We start from the raw sequence: 19,987 nt of genomic DNA, 5'->3' as shown, positions 1-19,987 counted from the left end.
ACCCCATAACACCCTCTGCCCCCCCCCCCCGCCCCCCCTTGGGGGGTTCGCCCCCCTCCCCCGCGGGGGGGGGGCGCGGGGGCCCCCCCCCGCCGGCGCCCTCCGCCGTCGTGCCGTGCGCCCCGGGCGCGCTCCGTTCAGCCGGTGGCCGCTCCGGCCCGCTCGCGCCGCTCGGCCTCCTGCCGGACCAGCGGCAGCAGGGTCCGGCCGAACTCCTCGGCGTCCCGCAGGGGTTGGTAGCCGCGCAGCAGGAAGGTCGTCACGCCGATGTCCAGGTAGTCCAGCAGGGCCAGGGCCACCGTCTCCGGAGTCCCCACCAGCGCGGTGGAGTTGCCGGCCGCCCCGGTGGCCGCCGCGGGCGCGGTCCACAGGGCCCGGTCGTGGCGCTCGCCGCGCGCCGCGGCCTCCAGCAGCCGCCGCGAGCCGGTGTTCTCGGGGCGCGCCGAGGGCCCGAGGGGCAGGGGCGGGCGGGCGCGGTCGAAGAAGGACCCCGCCGTGCCGCGCCGCCGGATGGCGTCGAGGATCCCGTGCGCCCGCTCCCACGCCTCCTCCTCGGTCCGGCCCAGGATCGGCCGGAACGACACGCTGATCCTGGGCGGTTCGGCGCGTCCGGCGGCGTGCGCGGCGGCCCGTACGGCCGCGATCTGCTCGGCGGCCTGGGCCAGCGGCTCGCCCCACAGCGCGAACACGTCGGCGTGCTTGCCGCCGACCCGGTGGGCGGCGGCCGAGGACCCCCCGAAGTACAGCGGGATCCGCGGCTGTTGCAGGGGCCGTACCTCGGAGCGGAAGTCGTCGAACCGGTAGAAGCGGCCCTCGTGCCCGAACCCCTCCGGTTCGCTCCAGGCCCGTTTGACCACGTCGAGGAACTCGTCGGTCCGGGCGTAGCGGTCGTCCTTGGCCAAGTGGTCGCCGTCGCGCCGCTGTTCGGCGTCGTTCCCGCCGGAGATGACATGGACGGCGAGCCGCCCGCCGCTGAGGTGGTCGAGGGTGGCGAAGGACCGCGCGGCGGCGGTGGGGGCGAGGATGCCCGGCCGGTGGGCCAGCAACAGCCCGAGGCGCTCGGTGTGCGCGGCCACGTGGGCGGCGACCTGGGCGCCGTCGGGCGAGCTGGAGCTGTGCCCGATCAGGACCCGGTCGAACCCGGCCTCCTCGTGCACCCGGGCGAAGTGCCGGGTGAACTCCGGGTCGACGGCGGGCCCGCCGGGGCCGCCCTCGGAGTCCTTGGTCCCGATCATCCCGATGAACTCAACCGGCACGGTGGTCACCGCCTCGCTGTGCGTGGGTCAGGGGGGCTCCCCCGCGCGGCCCGGCGCCGGACGCGGCCATCAGGGCGGTGCGGTCCAGCTTGCCGTGCGGGGTGAGCGGCAGCCGGTCGAGATAGTGCAGCCGCTGCGGGAGCAGATGCGCGGGGAGCCGCCCGGCGAGCCGCTCGCGCACCAGGCGCGGGGGGAGCACGTCCCGGTCGGCCACCAGGTAGGCCGCGAGCACCGGCGTACGACCGCTGTCGTCGACGAGGCAGGCGGCGCCGTCGACTCCGGGCAGGGCGCGCAACTCCGCGTCGATCTCGCCGAGTTCGATACGGAAGCCGCGCAGTTTGACCTGGCCGTCCATCCGGCCCGCGTAGGACAGCCGGCCGTCGGCGTCGGCGACGGCCCAGTCGCCGCTGCGGTAGCGGCCCCCGGGGAACCGTTCGGCGGTGAGGGCGGGGCGGCCGAGGTAACCGTGGCTCACACCCGCCCCGCCGACCCACAGCTCACCGGGCTGCCCGGGCGGCACCGACCTGCCTTCCGCGTCGCGCAGTTCGACGGTCAGGTGGCCCAACGGACGGCCGATGGGGGTCCGTCCGGGAGCGGCCTCGCGCAGCACCTCCGGGGTGAGTGTGCAGTGGGTGACGTGCACGGTGGTCTCCGTGATGCCGTACATGTTGGTGACGGTCGCGCCGGGTGCCGTGCCCGCGTCCCACCAGCGGCGGATGTCGTCGGGCACGAGGGCCTCCCCGCCGAGGACGACGTGGCGCAGGGCCGGCAGCCGCAGCACGCCGGCCGCCGCCTCGGTGACGAGGTTGCCGAAGGCGGAGGGCACCTGGTTGAGGACGGTGACCCGTTCGGCCGCAAGCAGGGCGGCGAAGGCGTCCGGGTCGGCGGCGGTGTCCTTGTCGACCACCACCGCCCGGCCGCCGTACAGCAGGGCGCCCCAGATCTCCCAGACGCTGAAGTCGAAGCTCCAGGAGTGGAACAGCGTCCACACGTCGTCGGCGCCGACGCCGAACAGCGGGATCGCGGCGTCCATCAGGGCGAGCACCTGGGCGTGCCCGACGACACAGCCCTTGGGCGCGCCCGTCGAGCCGGAGGTGTAGATGGTGTAGGCGGTGTCCGGCGGGAGGACGGGGGCGGCGGGTCCGGCGGGGCGCGAGGCGAGGACGAGCGGTCCCCGCTCGGCGAGCACGCTCTCGCCCGGCGCCGGGGGCCCGTCGGTGAGGACCAGGCGGGTGCCGGAGTCGTCGAGGAGATACCGTTGCCGCTCCTGCGGATACCCGGGGTCGACCGGCAGATACGAGGCTCCGGCGCCCAGGATGCCCAGGATTCCGGCGAGCGCGTGGCGGCTCCGTCCGGCGCGCAGGGCGACGGGCCGGCCGGGGGCGACCCGGCCGTGCAGGGCGCGGGTGACGGCGTCGGCCTGTTCGGCGAGCTCGCGGTAGGTGACCGGGCCCGAGGCGTCCGTGACGGCCGTACGGTCCGGGTGGCGGGCGGCGACCGCGCGGAACCGGGCGTCGAGCCGGTCCCCGGCGGCGGGCCGTGGAGTCTTCATACGGTGCTCCTGTCGTCCGCGGCGGGGGCGGCCCGCTCGCCCGCGAGGGCGTGGGCGAGGTAGCTGGCCACGTCGTCGGGGGTGGTGCCGCGTCCGAAGACCCGGTCGGCACCCAGTTCGGCGGCCATGGCCGGGTCGAAGCGCGGTCCGCCCACCACGAGCAGGGGCCGGCGGCGCCCGGTGAACGCCGCGTCGAGTTCCGCGCTGAGTTCGCGCACATTGGTCAGGTGCGCGTCGCGCTGGGTGACGGCCTGGGAGACCAGGACGGCGTCGGCGCGCTCGACGACCGCCCGCCGCACCAGGTCGGCCACCGCGACCTGGGCGCCGAGGTTCACCACGCGCATCGCGTGGTAGTACTCGAGGCCCTTCTGCCCGGCGAAACCCTTGATGTTGAGGATGGCGTCGATGCCGACGGTGTGGGCGTCCGTGCCGATGCACGCGCCGACCACGACGAGTGCGCGGCCCAGGCCCTCGTGGACGTGGTCGTCGACCTCCTGGGCGGACAGCAGCGGGTACTCCCGTTCCACGACGTCCACCGTGTCCAGGTCCACCCGGTGCACGACCGCGCCGTAGACGACGAAGAAGGCGAACTCCTCCCCCACCGGCCGGGCATGGACGAGCAGCGGGCGTTCCATGCCCATGAGGCGGGCCAGTCGGAGGGCCGCGGCCTCGGCGAGGGGGCCGTGCGGCAGGGGGAGGGTGAACGACAGCTGCACCATGCCGTCGTCGGTGGTGTCGCCGTAGGGACGGACCGCGGGCGGCGGCCCGGCGGGCGTGTTCATGGCCGGTCTTCTCCTTCCGGTCCGGGGTCCGGGGACCCCTCCAGCAGTTCGATGGCGGGATTGCGGTAGCCGGGGGCGCGTGCGGCGACCCCGTCCCGGCCCCGGCCGCCGTCGGCGGGCCGGCGCATCCCGCCGAAGGTGCCCGCCGCGATGGCGTCCAGGAGGCCGCGCCCGTCCAGTTCCTCCAGCAGGCCGACGGCCTCGCGCAGCACCGTGTCGGCGCGGCGGGCGATGACCCCGCCGGGGGCGGGCCGGAAGTCCTCCTCCAGGGCGCCGGCTGCGTCCATGACGTAACGCACGTTCTGGAGCGCGAGGTCGCGGTCGGAGAGGAAGGGGGTGACGACGGCCTCGGTCATCATGCCGACGAGCAGGATGTTCTGCCGGGTCAGCGCTCCCGCCAGGTTGAAGAACCCGTTGAGCAGATAGCCGCGGAACACGTCGCCGGTCATGTGGCGGGTCGGCGGCATCCACTTGAGCGGGGCGTCGGGGAACAGTTCGCGGGCGAGCAGGGCGTGGGCCAGCTCCATCCGGAAGGAGTCGGGCAGGTCCGGGTCGATCTCGAAGGCGTGCCCGAGGCCGAGCTGGGCGTCGGTGAGCCCGGCCTCCTTGCCGAAGTACTCGTTCAGCAGCTGGCTGGCGGTGACCGTGTGGGCGGCCTCCATCGCGTCGGCGGTGGTGAGGTAGTTGTCCTCACCCGTGTTGATCACGATGCCGGCGCGGGCGTGGAGCTGGCGGGAGAACCGCTGGTCGACGAAGGTGCGCAGCGGGTTGATGTCGCGGAAGAGGATGCCGTACATCGAGTCGTTGAGCATCATGTCGAGCCGTTCCAGGCCGGCCAGGACGGCGATCTCCGGCATGCACAGTCCGGAGGCGTAGTTGGTCAGGCGGACATAGCGGCCGAGCCCCGCCGACACCTCGTCGAGGGCGGCGCGCATCAGGCGGAAGTTCTCCTGGGTGGCGTAGGTGCCGGCGTAGCCCTCGCGGGTGGCGCCGTGGGGGACGTAGTCGAGCAGCGACTGGCCGGTGGAGCGGATGACGGCGATGACGTCGGCCCCGCCGCGGGCCGCCGCGACGGCCTGGCGGACGTCCTCGTGGATGTCGCCGGTGGCCACGATCAGATAGACGAGCGGTCCGCGCGGCTCGCCCCACTCCCCGATCAGACGCTCGCGTTCGCGCCGTCGGCCGTCGATGACGGCGAGGCCCCCGGCCATCGCGCGGCGGGCGTCGCGTACGGCGTGCTCGGCGGCGGCGCCCTCGGGAAGCCGGAAGGACACGTCCCGGGCGGTGGCGCGGGCGGCCAGTTCGGTGAGGTCGCGGCTCGGTCCGGTGCGCAGCGCGTGCCAGACCGGCAGCGCCACGCCGTGTTCCAGACCGACCTGGTCGCGTACGGCGTCCACCAGCCGGTTGGCCCAGGGGATGCCCTCGGCGTCGGCGCCGGAGAGACCGGCCAGCCGCAGCGCGGCCCGCTCGACGGCCACGGTGGTGTGGGAGCGCGCCAGGTCGACCACGGGGCGTCCGGCGCGTACGGCCAGCTCCCGGGCGCGGCGCACCAGTTGGGGGTCGAGGCCGAGCTTTCCGGTGGTCGTGGCACGCGGCCGGGCGGCGGCACGGGCCGGTGTGCGGCGGCGGTCGAACAGCTCCCGCACGCCCGGTTCGGTGCGCACCAGGTCCAGGGCCTGTTCGGCGTGGCCGGGCTGGTAGCCGTTGCCGATGAGCAGGGTGACGTCGGCGCGCAGCCCTTCGGCGCCGAGCGCGGCCGCGGGGAAGGAGGTGGCCATGGAGAAGAAGACGACGGTGCCGCCGTCGCGGGTCGCCAGGACCGCCGCGTGCTCGCAGCCGGGTACGTCGGTGCAGACCACGGTGATGTCGACGGGGCCGCCGCAGCCGTCGAGCCGCTCGCTCAGCGCGACCGCGTCGCGGGCGTCGGCCCGCAGGACCGTGCCGGCCAGGCCGGACGCGGTGAGCGCGGCCTCCTCGCCATGGTCGGGCACCACGCCCACCAGCCGTCCGGCCCCCGCGCGGCGGGCGGCCGCCAGCGCCAGGCTGCCCGACTTTCCGGCCGCGCCGAGCACGGCCACCGAGGGCGCGGTGCCGTTGCGGGCGGCCCACTCGGCGACGGTACGGGCCGTCAGGGCGGGTGCGCCGCACACGTCGAGGACGGCGAGGGACAGCTCGTCGGGGAGGTCGGCGGGCAGGGCCGCCGCGACCGACCGCCCGAAGAGGACGGCGTGCCCGCGGGCCGGTACCCGCTCCCCCAGCCCGTCCCAGTCCCGCAGCCCGTCGGTCAGGGCCAGCGGGGTCAGGGTGAGGGAGACCAGACTCGCCACCCGGTCGCCGGCCTTGAGCCCCAGCGGGGTGCGCGGCCCGGCCTCGGCGACCGTGCCGATCAGCATGCCGCCGGAGCCGGTGACCGGGTTGTGCATCTTGCCGCGCTCGCGCACGATCCGGCACACCGCGTCCCGTATCGCGTCGCCGTCCCCGCCGTGCTCCTCGTGGAGCTGCCGGTAGGACGCGGCGTCGAGGTTGAGGTACTCCACGTCGATGCGCAGCTCGTCCTCGCGCAGCGGGGAGTGGGGGTCGAGCCGGTCGGCGGCCTGTGGCAGCACCCCGGCGGGGGCCAGCACCCGGTGCAGTCCGAGCGGTGAACTCTCCTTGCGTGTAACGGCGTTCACCGGGCCTCCTCCGGCCGCCACCGGGCCCAGTGCGCCTGTCCGGCGGCGGGCAGGGTGTGCAGGGGGTCGTAGTAGTGGTGGGTGCGGCGCAGCGCCTCGGGGTCGTCGTGCTCGACTGAGGTCAGATAGTTCTTCGACCAGTCGGAGACGCCCAGTTCACGGTCGTAGGCGTCGGCCTGGTGCACCCAGCGCTTGCCGACGTAGGGCACGTCGCAGACCAGCCGGGGGGTGGCGAAGCCGGGCAGGTAGCCCATGATCGCGTGCTGGAGGCGCTGGGCCTCGGCGAGCGGCAGCCGCCAGTGCTCGGCGCCGGGCACGATGTCGCAGAGGTAGAAGTAGTACGGCATGATCTGCGCGCTGTCGAGCAGGGCGAAACACAGGTCGAGCAGGGCCTCGGGCGTGTGGTTGACGCCGTGCAGGAGGACGCCCTGGTTGCGTACGTCGCGCAGGCCGGCGGCGAGCAGGGCGCGGGAGGCCTCGGCGACCAGCGGGGTGACCTGCTGGACGGTGTTGGCGTGGGTGTGCATCGCGAGGCCGACGCCCCGCGCGGACGCCTTGGCGGCGAGCTGGGCCATGCCGTCGAGGACATCGGGGGCGAGCCAGTGCTGGGGCAGTCCGACCAGGCCCTTGCTGGCGAGCCGGATGTCGCGGACGCTGTCCAGGTCCAGGAGCCGGTCGACGAACGAACGCAGCCTGGGCCAGGGCACGTTGGCGACGTCACCGCCGGAGACCACGACGTCCCGCACGGTCGGCGTGGCGCGCAGATAGGCGATCATCCGGTCGAGGCGGTCCGCCGGGCGCAGCACGAACCGGTACTTGTCGATCTGCGGGGTGGAGGTGCCGACCAGGTCCATGCGGGTGCAGTGGCCGCAGTACTGGGGGCAGGTGGTGACGAGTTCGGCGAGGACCTTGGTCGGATAGCGGTGGGTGAGGCCCTCGACGACCCACATCTCGGCCTCGTGCAGGGAGTCCCGGGAGGCGAGCGGGTGACTGGGCCAGCGGGGGTGGCGGTCGCTGGCGACGGGCAGCATGTAGCGGCGGACGGGGTCGGCGTACCAGGTGGTGGTGTCCGGGGCGGCCAGGGGGCCGATGGTGTTGAGGACGTGGGGCGTGAGCAGGATCGGCATGGTCGCGAACTGCTTCTGGTCGGCGGCGAGGTCCTCGTAGAACGCGTCGTCGAGACCGGTCCCGGCGACCTCGCGCAGCTGCCGTACGCCCTTGACACAGTGGGCGCGCTGCCACTGCGGGTCGCGCCACTGGGCGGGGGTGACGTGCCGCCAGGCCGGGAAGCGCCGCCAGTCGGGCTCGACGGCCTCGTGCCGTCGGTAGCCGTACGGCTGGGCGAGCGCACCGGCCGTCTCCCGGGTGGGGGGCGCGGCCGGCGGGGGTGCGGTTCTCACGGGGTGCCTCGGTTTCTCCCGGCCGTGGGCGGCGGGTGGGGTCGTGGAGCGGGGCGGGGCGGACGGCCGGGGCCGTGCGCCGCCGGTGGACCGGGTCCGGGTGGGCGCCCGGTCGGCCGGGGCGGCGCGGCCGAACGGTCGGCTGCGGCCGGAGGTGGACGAGCGGTCAGCCGGCCCACGGGTGGACGGACGGTCAGCCGCAGCTGGGGGTGGACGAGCAGTCGGTCGGCCCTGTGGCGGGCGGCCCGTCGGCCAGGGCCACGGGCAGACGAGCGGCCGGTCAGGGCCGGGGTGGACAAGCGGTCAGCCAGCCCTGGGGGGACGGACGGTCAGCCAGGGCCGTGGCGGACGAGCGGACAGTCAGGGGCGGGGGGACGGACGGTCAGCCGGTGCCGGGGTGGGTGGGCGGCCCGTCGGAGGGGGCGACGACGTCGAGGGCGTCGAGGAAGCGGGCGCGGTCGGCGGGGGCGCCGACGGAGACGCGCAGATGCCCGTCGAGGCCGAAGCGGCCGGCGTCGCGGACGAGGATGCCGTGGTCGCGTTCCAGCAGCCGTTCGGCCCGTGCGGAGTCCGGCACCGGTACGGCGAGGAAGTTGGTCACCGACGGCAGCGCCCGGCGCCCCCGGGCGGCCAGTTCGGCCCGGAACCGTTCACGGTCGGCGGCGTTGTCCCGCCGTACCCGCTCCAGGTGGCCGCGGTCGGCGAGCGCGGCCACGGCGGCGGCCTGGGCGGCCCGGTTGACGCTGAACGGCATGGTGCCCTGCACCTCGCGCAACCGGGCCACGAGGTCGGCGCTGCCCACGGCGTAGCCGATGCGCAGCCCGGCCAGTCCGTGCGCCTTGGAGAAGGTGCGCAGGGCCAGTACCGGGGCGCCGGTGCCGAGGTGGTCGAGGACCTGGGGGGTGCCGGGCGGGGCGAAGTCCAGATAGGCCTCGTCCACGACCAAGGGCGTGCCGGTGGCGGCCGCCCGCTCGGCCAGGAGGTCGAACGCGGCGCGGTCGAGGGTGCCCCCGGTCGGGTTGTGCGGGTTGCACACGTACACCACGCCCGCGCCGTCGAAGGCGTCGGCGAGGGCGGCGAGGTCGCCCGGGGGGACCTCACGGCAGCCGCGGCGGACGCTCTCCAGGCAGATCCGGTAGCCGGGGAAGGTGCCCGCGGTGGTGACGCCGGGGCGCTGCGGGTCGCCCAGGCACAGCGCGGTGAGCAGGACCAGTTCGTCACTGCCGTTGGCGACGGCGATCTGGTCCGGCCGGACGCCGAGCAGTTCGGCGATGGCCTGTGCGGGGGCGGTACGGGCGGGGTCGGGGTAGGTGCCGGTGGCGTCGACGGCCGCGTGGGCGGCGCGCAGGGCGTGCGGGCTCGGGCCGTACGGACTCTCGCTGAGATGGAGGCGGACGGGCGCCGCGACCGGGGTGTGCGGGAGGGCGGGGGCGGTCGCGGCGGTCACCGGTCACCGCCGAGCAGCAGGCCGAAGCAGTAACTGCCGGGCTCCGCCTCCAGGGTGAGGAAGCGGTGCTCGGCCCCGGCGGGGACGCGCAGCAGGGCGGGCGAGGTCAGCTCGTGCCGGTCGCCGTCGACGAGGACCTCGATACGGGCGCCACCGGGGTGGGGCGAGACCAGGAAGTAGATCTCGTCGACCTCGTGCCGGTGCGGATCGGCGACCGGGCGGCCGACCAGGTGGTCGATGGGGCCGCCGGCCAGCTCGACGGGGACGCCTCCGAACATGTCGGCGGTGAGGTAGAAGGGCGCCGGTTCGTGGTGCCCGGCCACCGGCAGGAACTGCGGGATGTCGGTACGGATCTCGGCAACCGCCGTACGGGAGGCGGGAGTCGGCGTCTCGGTGGTCATGCGGGGGCCTTTCCTCGGTCGAGCGGGGCGGACAGGGCCGGGGCGGACGGGGCCGGGGCGGCCAGGTCGCGGGCGCGCAGGGTGCGGCCGCCGGCGAAGGTGTAGGTGAGGGCGTCGAGGGCCCGGTCGAGTACGGCGACCATCGCGGCGTGGTCGTCGGCCGTGCCCCAGAGCACGGCCAACTCCCCTGTGCCGACGCCGGGTTGTATGCGGGTGCCGGGCGGCACCCGGGTCTCGTAGCCGTCGAGGCCGGGCAGGGCGAGGGCGTCGGCGACGCCGTGCACGCCGGTGAGCAGACCGCCCTCGGCGGGGGTGGGCACCGCACGGGCGTACACCACCCGCTCCTGGGGCGCCCAGGTCGTGGGGGCGGCACCGCCCAGGGCGAGTTGCCCGGCCAGCGCCACCGGGTCCAGCCCGCCCGCCAGGCGGCCCAGGCCGCTCTGGAAGCCGCCCAGCCGGCCGTTGACCTCGATCAACCGGGGTCCCTGGGCGGTCAGTTTGATCTCGGTGTGGGTGATGCCGGTGCGCAGCCCGAGTGCCTCGACCGCGCGGCCGGCCAGCTCGAGCACCGCCGCCCGTTCGGCGTCGGCGAGCGGCGCCGGCCAGTAGTGGCCGACCTCGCGGAACGGCGGGGCGAGCGGGAACTTGCCGGTGACGGCCCAGTGCGTGACCCGGCCGTCCGCGACCGCGCTCTCCACGGAGACGTGGTCGCCGAACGGGGTGCGGTCGACGCCCGCCAGATACTCCTCCAGTACGAGGGCCGTCTCCCGGTCCGGGCCCGTCAGCAGCGCGGCGGCGGACGCGGCGCCGGTGCCGGCGTCCCGCACCAGGTGGGTGCTGCGGCTGCCCTCGCCGCGGGCCGGTTTCAGGACGGCGGGCAGCCCCACCGCGGCGAGCGCGGGCGCCCAGTCGTCCGGGGTGCGCAGCAGCCGGGTCCGCACCGGGTCCACGCCCCGCTCGCGGAGCCTGCCCCGCTGCGCGTACTTGTCCGTCAGGAGTCGTACGGTGGCGGTGTCGTGGTACGGCAGTCCGAGTCGCGCGGCGAGTTCGGCGGTCGTCCCGAGCCGGCGTTCGCTGAAGGTGAGCAGGGCGTCGGGGCGGTGTTCCCGAAGGCGTGCGGCGGCCTCTTCGAGGTCGTCGCCGACCGGCACCACCGGCGCCAAGTCGGCCAGCAGCGGGGCGAGTTGCCCGGTGTGGGCCGAGCGGCACACGGCGAGGAGGACGTCGCCGAGCGGTGCGAGTCGGTCGACGACGTCCGCGGGGGCGACGGAGCCGAAGTCGTAGACGACGGCGATGACGGGGCGTGGCATGGCCGGTTTCCTCAGGCGTCGGCGTGGTCGGGGTCGGGCGCGTACCGCACGCCGGAGAGGGTGGCGGCGAGCGCGGTCGGCGCGGGTGCGTCCGGCGCGGGCCCGGCGCCGAACATGCCGAGCGCCGGTGCGAGTCCGCCGATCTCGGCGGGGACGGCACGGGCCGCCTCCCAGTCGGCGCGGCGCAGCCGGTAGCGGTCGCTCACGGCGCGCCGTCCGCGGACGGCGTTGATCTGGGTGCCGTCGTGGGTGAAGCCGAACTTGCGGCACACGGCCTGCGAGGCCGTGTTCTCGCGCCGTACGACGGAGAAGGCGTCCTGCGCCCCGAGTCCCGCGAAGGCCAGTTCGAGGACGGCGGCGCGCGCGTGTCCGCCGAGGCCGAGGCCCTGGTGGCGCAGCCCCAGCCAGGAGGTCAGGAGGACCTCGCGGGTCACGGTGAAGTCCCGTGCGCCCAGCGACTGGGAGCCGACCACCTCGCCGTCGTGCACGACGACCAGGTAGAGCGTCCAGTCCTCGGGGCTCCACTCGGCCATGGCCTTCCAGTGGCGCTGGAGGACCCGGCGGGCGACGGTGTCCGGGTCGCCGTCGGTCCACTGGGAGAAGAAGGGCATGAACCCGGGGGCGTGCACGCCCTCGGCGCCCAGCGCGGCGAGCGCGTCGAGGTCCTGTGGGGTGGGGCAGCGCAGCTCGACGAGCGGGGTGCGCACGGTGATGCCGCTCAGCGGCCAGTGCTGCATGACGGATGCCTTTCCTAGGAGCCGCTGGCGGCGGTGACGGGGGCGGCGGGGGCGGTTTCGTCGGTCTCCGGTGCCGGGTCGGGCAGGTCGGCGGCGGCCGGCAGGGTGCGGCGCAGGGCCGGTCCCACGAGGGCCACGGCGGCGCAGGCGGCGACGAGGGCGACGACCAGCGGGAGGCCGTCGGCGAGCGGCAGGGTGACGCCGGCGAGGAGGGGACCGGCCACCGAGCCGGTGGAGACGGCGACGGACAGCATGGCGTTGACCCGGCCCCGGGCGCGTACGTCGGCGAGGTCGTTGAGCAGCCCGGTGACCACGGGGAACACCAGGGCCTCCCCCACGGACAGCAGCAGCACTCCGGCCATGGCCGTGACGGTGGCGGGGGTGCCGTGCTGGCGGCCCGCGACGAGGACGAGGGACCAGGCCGCCGCCCACAGGACGCCGGTGAGGGACAGCACGGTGCTGCGGCGCACCCGCTGGATCCGCTCGCCGAGGACGACCTGGGTGAGGACGGCGACGACGATGTTCACGGCGAAGGTGCCGGACAGTCCCTCGGGGCCGACCGCGCCGCCGGCCGTGAGATAGCCGGGCAGCCCCGACCTGAGCTGCCCGTACGACACCAGCGAGCACAGGGCAATGGTGCCCAGGAGTACCGCGAGGGCCCGTTGTCCCAGCACCTCGCGGTAGCCGACCGGCTCCTGCGCCGACGGCGCGCGGTCGCCGCCGCGCTCGATGCGCGGGAGCAGCAGCAGGAGGGCGGCTCCGGCGGCCAGGAAGGTGAGGCCGTCGGCGATGTAGAGCGCCGCGAAGCGGGCCGCGCGGGACCCCGGTCCGGAGGCGGCGACCAGCCCGCCCACGAGCACGCCGAGCCCGGTCGTCGCGTTGAACACCGCGTAGTCGGCGGAGAAGGCGAGCCCGCGCTCCCGGGCCGTCGCGGCACCGGCGTACAGATAGCGCAGGACGGTGCCCACGCCGCTGATGCCCAGCCCGTACACGACGGCGGCGGTGAGCGCGGTGGGCGCCGAGGTGACGAAGGCGTACAGGCCGGTGCCCAGGCCCGCGACGCACATCACCAGGCCGACGACGGTACGGGGCGCGAGGCGGTCCAGGACCGCGCCCCAGGCGAGGCCGCCGACGACGGAGGTGGCGGCCTGTACGGCGAGGGTGGCGGCGGGGATCCAGGAGGCGAGGCCGCGGACCTGGTCCAGGTAGATCCACAGGAACGGCAGGACCAGGCCGCCGCCGAAGGAGTTGACCGCGTTGACGGCCAGCACGGCCCGGGTGCGCGGGGAGAACTCCCGCAGGACCGCGAGGGGGTTGGCGCTCACCGCGCCTCCAGGACGTACAGCCAGGAGTGCGGGGTGCCGAACGGGACCGTGCGGACCGGGTGGAGTCCGGCGGCCGCGAACAGCTCCTCGTACGTCTCCTTGGTGTGCAGCGGTACGCCCATGAGCGCGTGGGCGAGTTCGTAGCCGAGGGAGAACACCGGCAGGGTGGCGGAGCCCTCGGCGTCGGGGCGGAGCATGGTGTCGGCGAGGACGAAGGTCCGGGCGGCCGGGAACGCCTCGCGCAGCCGGGTGAACAGGTGGGGGCGGGTGTCCGGGTCGGCGAGCAGGTCGTGCAGCAGGAAGAAGCTCATCACGGTGTCCACCTCGGCGATGGCGTCGCGGTGGGCCTCGCGGTGGCACACGTCGAGCACGTCGGCGCGGATCGCGCGGACCCGGTCCTCCAGGCCGGCCTCGGCGATGGTGCGGTGGCCGAGTTCGGTGGCGGGGCCGCTGATGTCGAGGCCGAGGCCGCGGGTGCCGGGGCGGGCGCCGACGACGCGGCTGACCCGGGCGGAGATGCCGCTGCCGAGGTCGGCGAGGGTGTGGAAGTCGATGCCGTCGAGGACCTCGTCGAGGGTGGTGGACATGAAGGAGCGGTCGTTCTGGCCGGAGCCGAGGGCGACCATCGCCTCGTCGCGCAGCAGGGTCTCGCCGAACGTGGCCTCGCCGGTGGCCAGTCGGGCGGCGCCGGAGAAGAGGTCGCTGTAGCCGCCGACGGCCCAGGTGAAGTAGCCGCGCATGCGGAGCGTCTCGCGTCCGGCGTCGGTGAGGACGGCCGTGTCGCCGCCGTCCTCCAGCCGCAGCCAGCCGCAGACGGCGGCGGCGCGCAGCACCTCGCGGACGACACGGTCGCGGACGGCGGGCCCGGCGGAGCGCACGAACCCGGCGATGTCCAGGCGGGGTTCGGCGGCCAGCCGGTCCCAGACGCCGAGCCGGTCGAGGGTGTGCACCACGGTGGCGGCGACATAGCCGTTGAAGGCCTGGTCGACGCCGATCGGGGCGGGCGCGGCGCCGTACCAGTCGGCGGGCAGCGTGTGCGGCGGGGTGTGCAGGAGCGTCATCGTGATTCCGTTCCGTGTCGGGCGAAGGAGGGTCGCGGGGCTCCGTCGGCGGTGGCCAGGCCGAGGAGTTCGTCGAGCAGCCGCCGGAGGTCGAGCGTGGCGGTGAGGGGTTCGTAGACGGCGAGGGCCAGCGCCCAGTGGGCGGTTCCGGCGCGCAGACAGCAGCGCACCAGGGGCGAGTCGCGCAGCCGCAGCGGCTGCCGTGCCTCGTCGAGGACCGCCACCCGCAGGGTTTCCGGCCCGCCGTCCGGGTCCGGGGCGAGGTGGGCCGGCCGGGCCTGCGGGGTGGGCAGGGTGCGGGCCCGCCAGCGGCCGCCCGGTTCACCGAAGACGGTGCGCAGGGCCGGGTGCCGGCGCTGGAGTTCGGTGAAGGCGGCGCTCAGGGCGTCCGGCGCGGGGGCCGGTCCGGGGACGACGGCCGCGACGGCCGCGGTGTGGTCGCCGGAGGAGCCGTGCCGGACCAGGTCGTAGAAGAGCCAGCGCTGTTCGTACGGCGTGAGCGCGCGCGTCGCCGACGCGTCGGCCGGGGCGGCCCCACCGGGCTCACGACGCCGCAACGGCTGCCCGGGCAGCCGGACCCGGCGCCCTGGGCGTCCGAGCGAGGTGTCGACGTCGTACCCCTGCCGCCAGAGCTCGGCGATCAGCCGGGCGGGTGAGGAGCTGTCGGCGGGGTCGAGGGCGAGTGGGTCGGCCAGTGCGCCGATGCGGATGACGGGGGTTCCGGCGTGCTCGTCGGGGAGTTGCTCGTCGGCGGGCGGGGTGCCCGTCGTGGCGGCGAGGAGGGCGTCGGTCAGGGGGAGGTCGCCGCGGGCCGCGGCGGCGGCGAGGGCGCCGGGGCCCGTTCCCCGTACGGCGGACGGGGTGACTCCGCGGGCGCGCAGCCAGGTGACCAGGCCGTGGAGGGCGGCGACGGTACGGGCTGCCGCGCAGTCGGCGTGTTCCCGGGCGAGCCGCAGGGCGTCGGCCACCTCGGGGAGGTCCACGGGCGCCGAGAGGGGCGCCGTGCCGTCGAGCAGGAGGACGGGGCCGTCGGCCGGGGCTCGCGCGGGCGAGGGGGGTGTGGTGGTGTCGGCGAGGAGCGCGGCGGCGGCCTCGGCGACGGAGGCCGCGGTGACGGCGTCCCGGCAGGGGAAGCGTTCCCGGCCGGTCCACAGGGTCAGGGCGACGTCGTCGAGGTCGGCGTCCGGTGTGTCCGCCAGCCAGGCGGCCAGACGGCGGCGCGTGTCGGCCAGGGACCCGGGGTCCCGGGCGGACACGGCCAGTACACGGAGGGGATCCGTCGGGGACGGGGGTCGGTTCACCGTGGGTCACACCCTTTCCGGCTGCGGGAGGAGGGCCGCCGCCGGAGCGGCCCGGTGCTGCTGCACCACCACGTGGGCGTTGGTGCCGCCCACCCCGAAGGCGCTGACCCCGGCCGTGCGCGGCCGGTCGGCCGGTCCGGTCCAGGCGCGGCCCTCGCTGAGCAGCGACAGCCGCCCGCCGGGGGCGAGTTCGTCGATCGGCTCGGCGACGTTGGGGGTGGCCGGCAGATGGCCGTGGTGCACGGCGAGCACGGCCTTGATGAACCCGGCGATGCCCGCGGCGGTGTTGCAGTGCCCGATCGAGGCCTTGACCGAGCCCACGGCGACCGGCGGGCCCGACCGGCCCAGCGCGTCGGTCAGGGCCGTGATCTCGATGGCGTCGCCGAGCCGGGTCCCGGTGCCGTGGGCCTCGACGAAGCCGATGTCTGCGCCGCTGACCCCGGCGGCCGTCAGCGCGTCCCGGACGACCCGCGCCTGGCCCTCGACCCCGGGGGCCGAGTAGCCGATGCGTGCCTTGCCGTCGTTGTTGACCGCGCTCCCCCGGATCACCGCGTACACCGGGTCGCCGTCGCGTTCGGCGTCGGCGAGGCGGCGCAGCAGCACCGCTCCGGCGCCGAAGCCGCCCACGGTCCCGGAGGCGCGCCGGTCGAAGGGCCGGCACATGCCGTCGTCGGCGTAGAGGAAACCGGGACGGTAGCGGTAGCTGCCGTCGGAGGCCGGGTCGAGGGAGACCGCGCCGGCGAGGGCGTAGTCGCTGCTGCCGGTGAGCAGGCTGCGGCAGGCGAGGTGGACCGCGTACAGGCCGGTGGAGCAGGCGGTGTCGAGCAGCAGGGCCTCGCCCCACAGGTCGTGCAGATAGGCGAACCGGGAGGCGACGAAGGTGGGGTCGGCGTTGACGACGTCGTCCACCCGGGCCTCGGGGTCGGTGTCGAGGACCTTGGGGCAGCCGGCGTAGAGGCTGGTGCGGGAGGCGATGTCGGACAGCCGCAGGGAGGCGTCCTCCACGGCCGACCACAGGACCTCGTGCAGCACTCCCTGCTGGGGGTCGCCGTGGCGCAGGTCGTCCTCGCCGAAGCCGATGAGGTCGGCGTCGTAGCGTGCGCCCTCGGCGGCCATGCCCCAGCGCGCCACCCGCCGCTGCCCGTCGGGCAGTTCGGTGACGAGCGGTCCTGGCCCCTCGGTGAAGCAGTCCCGTCCGGTGCGCAGGTTGTCCCAGAAGGCGGTCAGGTCGGCCGCGCCGGCGAACCGCGCGCCCATGCCGATGACGGCGATGGCGTCCTCGTCCGACCCGGTCGGCACGGCGAAGCCCGTGCGCCGCGGAGCGCCCCCGTTCCCGGCGCTCGCGCCGTCACCCGCGTCGCCGCCGAGCAGCCGCGTCTGTGACCGGACGGTGGTGTGGCGCAGCAGATCGGCGATGGAGGGCCTGGTCCCGGTGGTGCGGTGCAGCGCCGCCTGGAGCCGGACCAGGAGGAGCGAGTGCCCGCCGACGTCGAAGAAGTTGTCGTCGGGGCCGAAGTCGCGCTCGCCGAGCACCTCCCGCCACGCGTCGTGGACGGTGTCGGCGGGGCCCGGCGCGGGGGCACCGGCGGCGCGGGGCTCGGGCCGGACCGGCGCCGGGGTGTCCTCGGGGCCGGGCAGCCGGCGGCGGTCGATCTTGCCGTTGGGGGTGAGCGGGAGGGCGTCGAGGACGATCAGGTGGGAGGGGACGGCGTACCCGGGCAGGCTCGCCCGCAGGTGCCCGAGGACCTCCGGCCGGTCGCCGGGGCGGGCGAGCACCGCGTAGCCGACGATCTCCTTCTCGTCCCGTGCGTTGCGGCGGCTGGTGACGAAGGCCGCGGTGACGCCGGGGTGGGCGCGCAGCGCGGACTCGACCTCGCCCAGCTCGACCCGCTGGCTGCGGATCTTGATCTGGTTGTCGGCCCGTCCGATGAACTCCAGCCGGCCGTCGGCGGTCCAGCGCACGCGGTCGCCGGTGCGGTAGAGCCGGGCGCCCGGCTCGACGCCGAAGGGATCGGCCCAGAACCGCTCCGCGGTGCGGGCGGGGTCGCCGAGGTAGCCGAGGGCGACACCGCTGCCGCCGAGGACGAGTTCGCCGGGCATGTACGGCGGCGCGGGGACGAGGGTGTCCTCGAAGACGACGTGGGCGCGGGTGCCGGGGACCGGGGCGCCGATGGACAGGGTGCGGGCGGCCTCGGGCACCTCCTCGACGGGGTACCAGGTGGAGGTGAAGGAGTTCTCGGTGGGGCCGTAGCTGTGCAGCAGGGTGCCGGGGCGGGCCCAGCGCAGCGCCTTGCGCAGATGCGGCACGGAGACCAGTTCGCCGCCGAAGTACACCCGGCGCAGGGTCTGGAGGAGGTCGGGCGCGTCCTCGATCAGACGGTTGAGCAGCGGGGTGGTGACCAGCAGGGTGGTCACGCCCAGGGCGCGCAGGGCGGTGCGCAGGGCGGGCGGGTCGAGGACGAGTTCCTTGTCGAGGACGGCCAGCCGGGCGCCGTGGGTGAGGGCGCCCCAGATCTCGTAGGTGGCGCCGTCGAAGTTCAGCGGGGAGAGGTGGGAGACCGTGTCGTCGGGCCCGAGCGGCAGGAAGCCGGGCCGGTGCATCAGGCGCGCCACGCCGCCGTGGTGCAGCAGGACGCCCTTGGGGCGGCCGGTGGAGCCGGAGGTGTAGAGGACGTTGAACACGCTCTCCGGGCGGATGTCGACGGCGGGCGGCGTGGCGGGCAGGGCGGCGGCCGCGCGGGCGATGTCCCGCGGGGTGTGGACGGGCAGTCCGTCCGGCGCCGCCGCCGTCGTGTCCGTCTCGGCGATGAGCAGCCGGGGGCGGGCGTCGTCCAGGACCAGACGCAGCCGGGCGTCGGGGTGGTCGGGGTCGAGCGGCAGGTAGGCGGCTCCGGCCAGGGCGACGGCCAGCATCGCGGTGATCGTGTGCGGACCGGGCCGCAGCAGCAGCGCGACCAGGTCCCCGTCCCGGACGCCGGCCTCGGAGCGGAGCCAGTGCGCGGCGCGGGCCGCGTTCTCGGTGAGGGCGCGGTAGGTGAGGGTGTGTTCGCCGTGCACGACGGCGACGGCGTCGGGTGCGCGCCGGGCCTCCCGCAGGACCAGTTCGGGCACCCCGGTCAGCGCGGCGGTGTCCTCGGCGTCCGGGGCCCCGGCGGCACCGCCGGGCGTTTCGGCGAGCGCGGCGAGCAGCTCCCCGCAGCGGGCGCCGGGGCGCCCGGCGGCCGACAGCAGCCGGTCGAGCTGACCGGCCATCAAGGCGGCGGAGGTGCCGGTGTACAGGCCGGCGTCGTAGTCGATGCGCAGTTCCAGCCGGTCGGTGTGCTCCAGCGCGGCCAGGGCGAGGTCGTACTTGGCCGAGGCGGTGTCCAGGTGCACCACGCGCACGGTGGCTCCGGGCACTTCCTCGGTGCCGCCGGTGTGCGGCTGGTGCAGGAACACCGCGCGGTACGGCGGAGTCGTCGCCGGGGGCGGGGGGCCTGCGGTGGCGAGCGCCTCCATGGAGTCCAGGACCTGTTCGCCCAGCTGCTCCGCGTACGCGCCGAACTCGTCGTCGGCGGCCATGCGGCTGCGGACCGGGAGCACCCGGGTGAACAGCCCCACCGCGTCCTCGGTGCCCGGCTCGTCACGGCCCGCGAAGGGCATGCCCAGAACACCGTCCGCCTCGCCGGACCAGGCGTGCAGCAGCAGGCTCCACGCGGCCAGCAGGACGACGGCCGGGGACACGGAGTGCCGGACGGCGACCTCCCGTACGGCGGTGAGGCGCGCCGGGGACAGGTTGCGCTTGACCCAGCCGGCCGTGCCCCGCAGCCGCTGCTCGGACCGGACCAGGTCGGGCAGCGGTCCGAGGGTGACGGGGTCGTCCGCGAGGAGGTCCCGCCAGTGGGCGGAGGTCGCGTGCTCGACGGGGCCGGGCTCCACGGCTTCCGCGGCCGTCCCGATGTCCGCGCCGTCGGTGTCGGAGCCTGCCGCGTGGGCGCGGTAGGCGGCGAGCACGTCGGTCGCGAGGACGTCCAAGGTGCGGCCGTCCGCGACGATGTGATGCACCGTCAGGACGAGCAGGGCGCCGTCGTCGTGCAGCAGTGCCTCGGCCCGCAGCAGGGGCGCTCCGCTCAGGTCCAGGGGACGCTGGGCCGCCCGGGCCGCCTCCTCCCGGGCGGCTTCGGAGCGGCACGAGCCGGACCGCCGTACGACACTCAGCGGAAGCGGTGCCGTCGGCTCCGGGCGGAACCGGAGCTCGCCGTCGTCGGTGTCGAAGCGGCCTGCCAGGGCGGGGTGTCTGACGAGCAGGCCGGCGAGGGCCGCCCGCAGGGCCGTCATGTCGAGGGCGCCGAGGAACTCCAGGGCCAGCGGGACGTTGTAGCGGCCCGACTCCGGCTCGCTGCGGTCGGCGAGCCAGATCTCCGTCTGGGCGGCCGAGACGGGCAGCCCGGCCGTGGCGCCGCTCATGCGCCGGCCGCCAGCGTCTCGGCCAGCCCGCGCACCGTGGGGTGGCGGAAGAGGGTGCGCACCGGGATCTTCCGGTCCAGTTCGGCGCCCAGGTCCCTGACCACGTGCAGGGCGCCCAGGGAGTGGCCGCCGATCCGGAAGAAGTGGTCCTCGTCGGTGAATTCGTCGTGCCCGAGCGCGTCGGCCCAGGCCTTGCGCACCAGGGCGGTGAGCCCGCCGGTGCCGTGTGTTTGGGATTCGGTCGCCGTCACGGCGGTCGTGTCCTTCCGTTTCTCGTCCCTGCCGTGTCCCTCGGGG

At 75.7% G+C, this 19,987-nt stretch carries 14 protein-coding genes; all 14 read right to left on the bottom strand.

From position 1 onward, the window contains the following. Positions 1-137: 137 nt before the first annotated feature. The 14 genes from ABZ490_RS41945 to ABZ490_RS41880 all read right to left on the bottom strand — a co-directional run bounded on the left by ABZ490_RS41945 (position 138) and on the right by ABZ490_RS41880 (position 19,941). Positions 138-1,265 (bottom strand): LLM class flavin-dependent oxidoreductase, encoded by a 1,128-nt coding sequence (locus ABZ490_RS41945; RefSeq protein ID WP_359002850.1) that lies wholly within the window; start codon positions 1,263-1,265, stop codon positions 138-140. Continuing rightward, positions 1,246-2,808, bottom strand: coding sequence for an amino acid adenylation domain-containing protein (locus tag ABZ490_RS41940; protein WP_359002848.1), 1,563 nt, complete (start codon positions 2,806-2,808; stop codon positions 1,246-1,248). Before ABZ490_RS41940 ends, ABZ490_RS41945 begins: the two co-directional genes overlap by 20 nt. Beyond that, positions 2,805-3,590, bottom strand: coding sequence for an OAM dimerization domain-containing protein (locus ABZ490_RS41935; RefSeq protein ID WP_359002846.1), 786 nt, complete (start codon positions 3,588-3,590; stop codon positions 2,805-2,807). The genes ABZ490_RS41940 and ABZ490_RS41935 overlap by 4 nt, the downstream gene beginning before the upstream one ends. Then, on the bottom strand, positions 3,587-6,262 hold the full coding sequence (locus tag ABZ490_RS41930; RefSeq protein WP_359002844.1) for a lysine 5,6-aminomutase subunit alpha: 2,676 nt from the start codon (positions 6,260-6,262) through the stop codon (positions 3,587-3,589). The genes ABZ490_RS41935 and ABZ490_RS41930 overlap by 4 nt, the downstream gene beginning before the upstream one ends. Then, entirely contained in the window at positions 6,259-7,662 is a 1,404-nt protein-coding gene (locus ABZ490_RS41925; protein WP_359002842.1) for a lysine 2,3-aminomutase, read from the bottom strand. The genes ABZ490_RS41930 and ABZ490_RS41925 overlap by 4 nt, the downstream gene beginning before the upstream one ends. Positions 7,663-8,044: 382 nt before the next feature. Next, positions 8,045-9,109 (bottom strand): histidinol-phosphate transaminase, encoded by a 1,065-nt coding sequence (locus ABZ490_RS41920; protein WP_359002840.1) that lies wholly within the window; start codon positions 9,107-9,109, stop codon positions 8,045-8,047. After that, on the bottom strand, positions 9,106-9,510 hold the full coding sequence (locus ABZ490_RS41915) for a cupin domain-containing protein (protein WP_359002838.1): 405 nt from the start codon (positions 9,508-9,510) through the stop codon (positions 9,106-9,108). The genes ABZ490_RS41920 and ABZ490_RS41915 overlap by 4 nt, the downstream gene beginning before the upstream one ends. Then, positions 9,507-10,820, bottom strand: coding sequence for an ATP-grasp domain-containing protein (locus ABZ490_RS41910; protein ID WP_359002836.1), 1,314 nt, complete (start codon positions 10,818-10,820; stop codon positions 9,507-9,509). Before ABZ490_RS41910 ends, ABZ490_RS41915 begins: the two co-directional genes overlap by 4 nt. An 11-nt stretch (positions 10,821-10,831) precedes the next feature. Then, positions 10,832-11,557, bottom strand: a complete 726-nt coding sequence (locus ABZ490_RS41905) for a GNAT family protein (protein WP_359002834.1) — start codon at positions 11,555-11,557, stop codon at positions 10,832-10,834. Between the two features lie 14 nt (positions 11,558-11,571). Continuing rightward, entirely contained in the window at positions 11,572-12,882 is a 1,311-nt protein-coding gene (locus ABZ490_RS41900; protein WP_359002832.1) for an MFS transporter, read from the bottom strand. Further along, complete coding sequence (locus ABZ490_RS41895) at positions 12,879-13,943, bottom strand: methyltransferase (protein WP_359002830.1); 1,065 nt, start codon at positions 13,941-13,943, stop codon at positions 12,879-12,881. The genes ABZ490_RS41900 and ABZ490_RS41895 overlap by 4 nt, the downstream gene beginning before the upstream one ends. Continuing rightward, positions 13,940-15,244, bottom strand: a complete 1,305-nt coding sequence (locus ABZ490_RS41890) for a hypothetical protein (RefSeq protein WP_359002828.1) — start codon at positions 15,242-15,244, stop codon at positions 13,940-13,942. Before ABZ490_RS41890 ends, ABZ490_RS41895 begins: the two co-directional genes overlap by 4 nt. Positions 15,245-15,250: 6 nt before the next feature. After that, positions 15,251-19,690, bottom strand: coding sequence for an amino acid adenylation domain-containing protein (locus ABZ490_RS41885; protein ID WP_359002826.1), 4,440 nt, complete (start codon positions 19,688-19,690; stop codon positions 15,251-15,253). Then, entirely contained in the window at positions 19,687-19,941 is a 255-nt protein-coding gene (locus ABZ490_RS41880) for a phosphopantetheine-binding protein (RefSeq protein WP_359002824.1), read from the bottom strand. The genes ABZ490_RS41885 and ABZ490_RS41880 overlap by 4 nt, the downstream gene beginning before the upstream one ends. Positions 19,942-19,987: the final 46 nt, after the last annotated feature.

Source organism: Streptomyces sp. NPDC005811 (assembly GCF_040630405.1).
In the GTDB taxonomy this organism is placed as follows: Bacteria; Actinomycetota; Actinomycetes; order Streptomycetales; family Streptomycetaceae; genus Streptomyces.
This window is presented reverse-complemented; position numbering and strand designations above follow the sequence as displayed.

Coding starts and splice junctions, on each gene's coding strand:
- ABZ490_RS41910 (WP_359002836.1), bottom strand. CDS start 10,820: ATGCCACGCCCCGTCATCGCCGTCGTCTACGACTTCGGCTCCGTCGCC.
- ABZ490_RS41885 (WP_359002826.1), bottom strand. CDS start 19,690: ATGAGCGGCGCCACGGCCGGGCTGCCCGTCTCGGCCGCCCAGACGGAG.
- ABZ490_RS41905 (WP_359002834.1), bottom strand. CDS start 11,557: ATGCAGCACTGGCCGCTGAGCGGCATCACCGTGCGCACCCCGCTCGTC.
- ABZ490_RS41940 (WP_359002848.1), bottom strand. CDS start 2,808: ATGAAGACTCCACGGCCCGCCGCCGGGGACCGGCTCGACGCCCGGTTC.
- ABZ490_RS41915 (WP_359002838.1), bottom strand. CDS start 9,510: ATGACCACCGAGACGCCGACTCCCGCCTCCCGTACGGCGGTTGCCGAG.
- ABZ490_RS41895 (WP_359002830.1), bottom strand. CDS start 13,943: ATGACGCTCCTGCACACCCCGCCGCACACGCTGCCCGCCGACTGGTAC.
- ABZ490_RS41935 (WP_359002846.1), bottom strand. CDS start 3,590: ATGAACACGCCCGCCGGGCCGCCGCCCGCGGTCCGTCCCTACGGCGAC.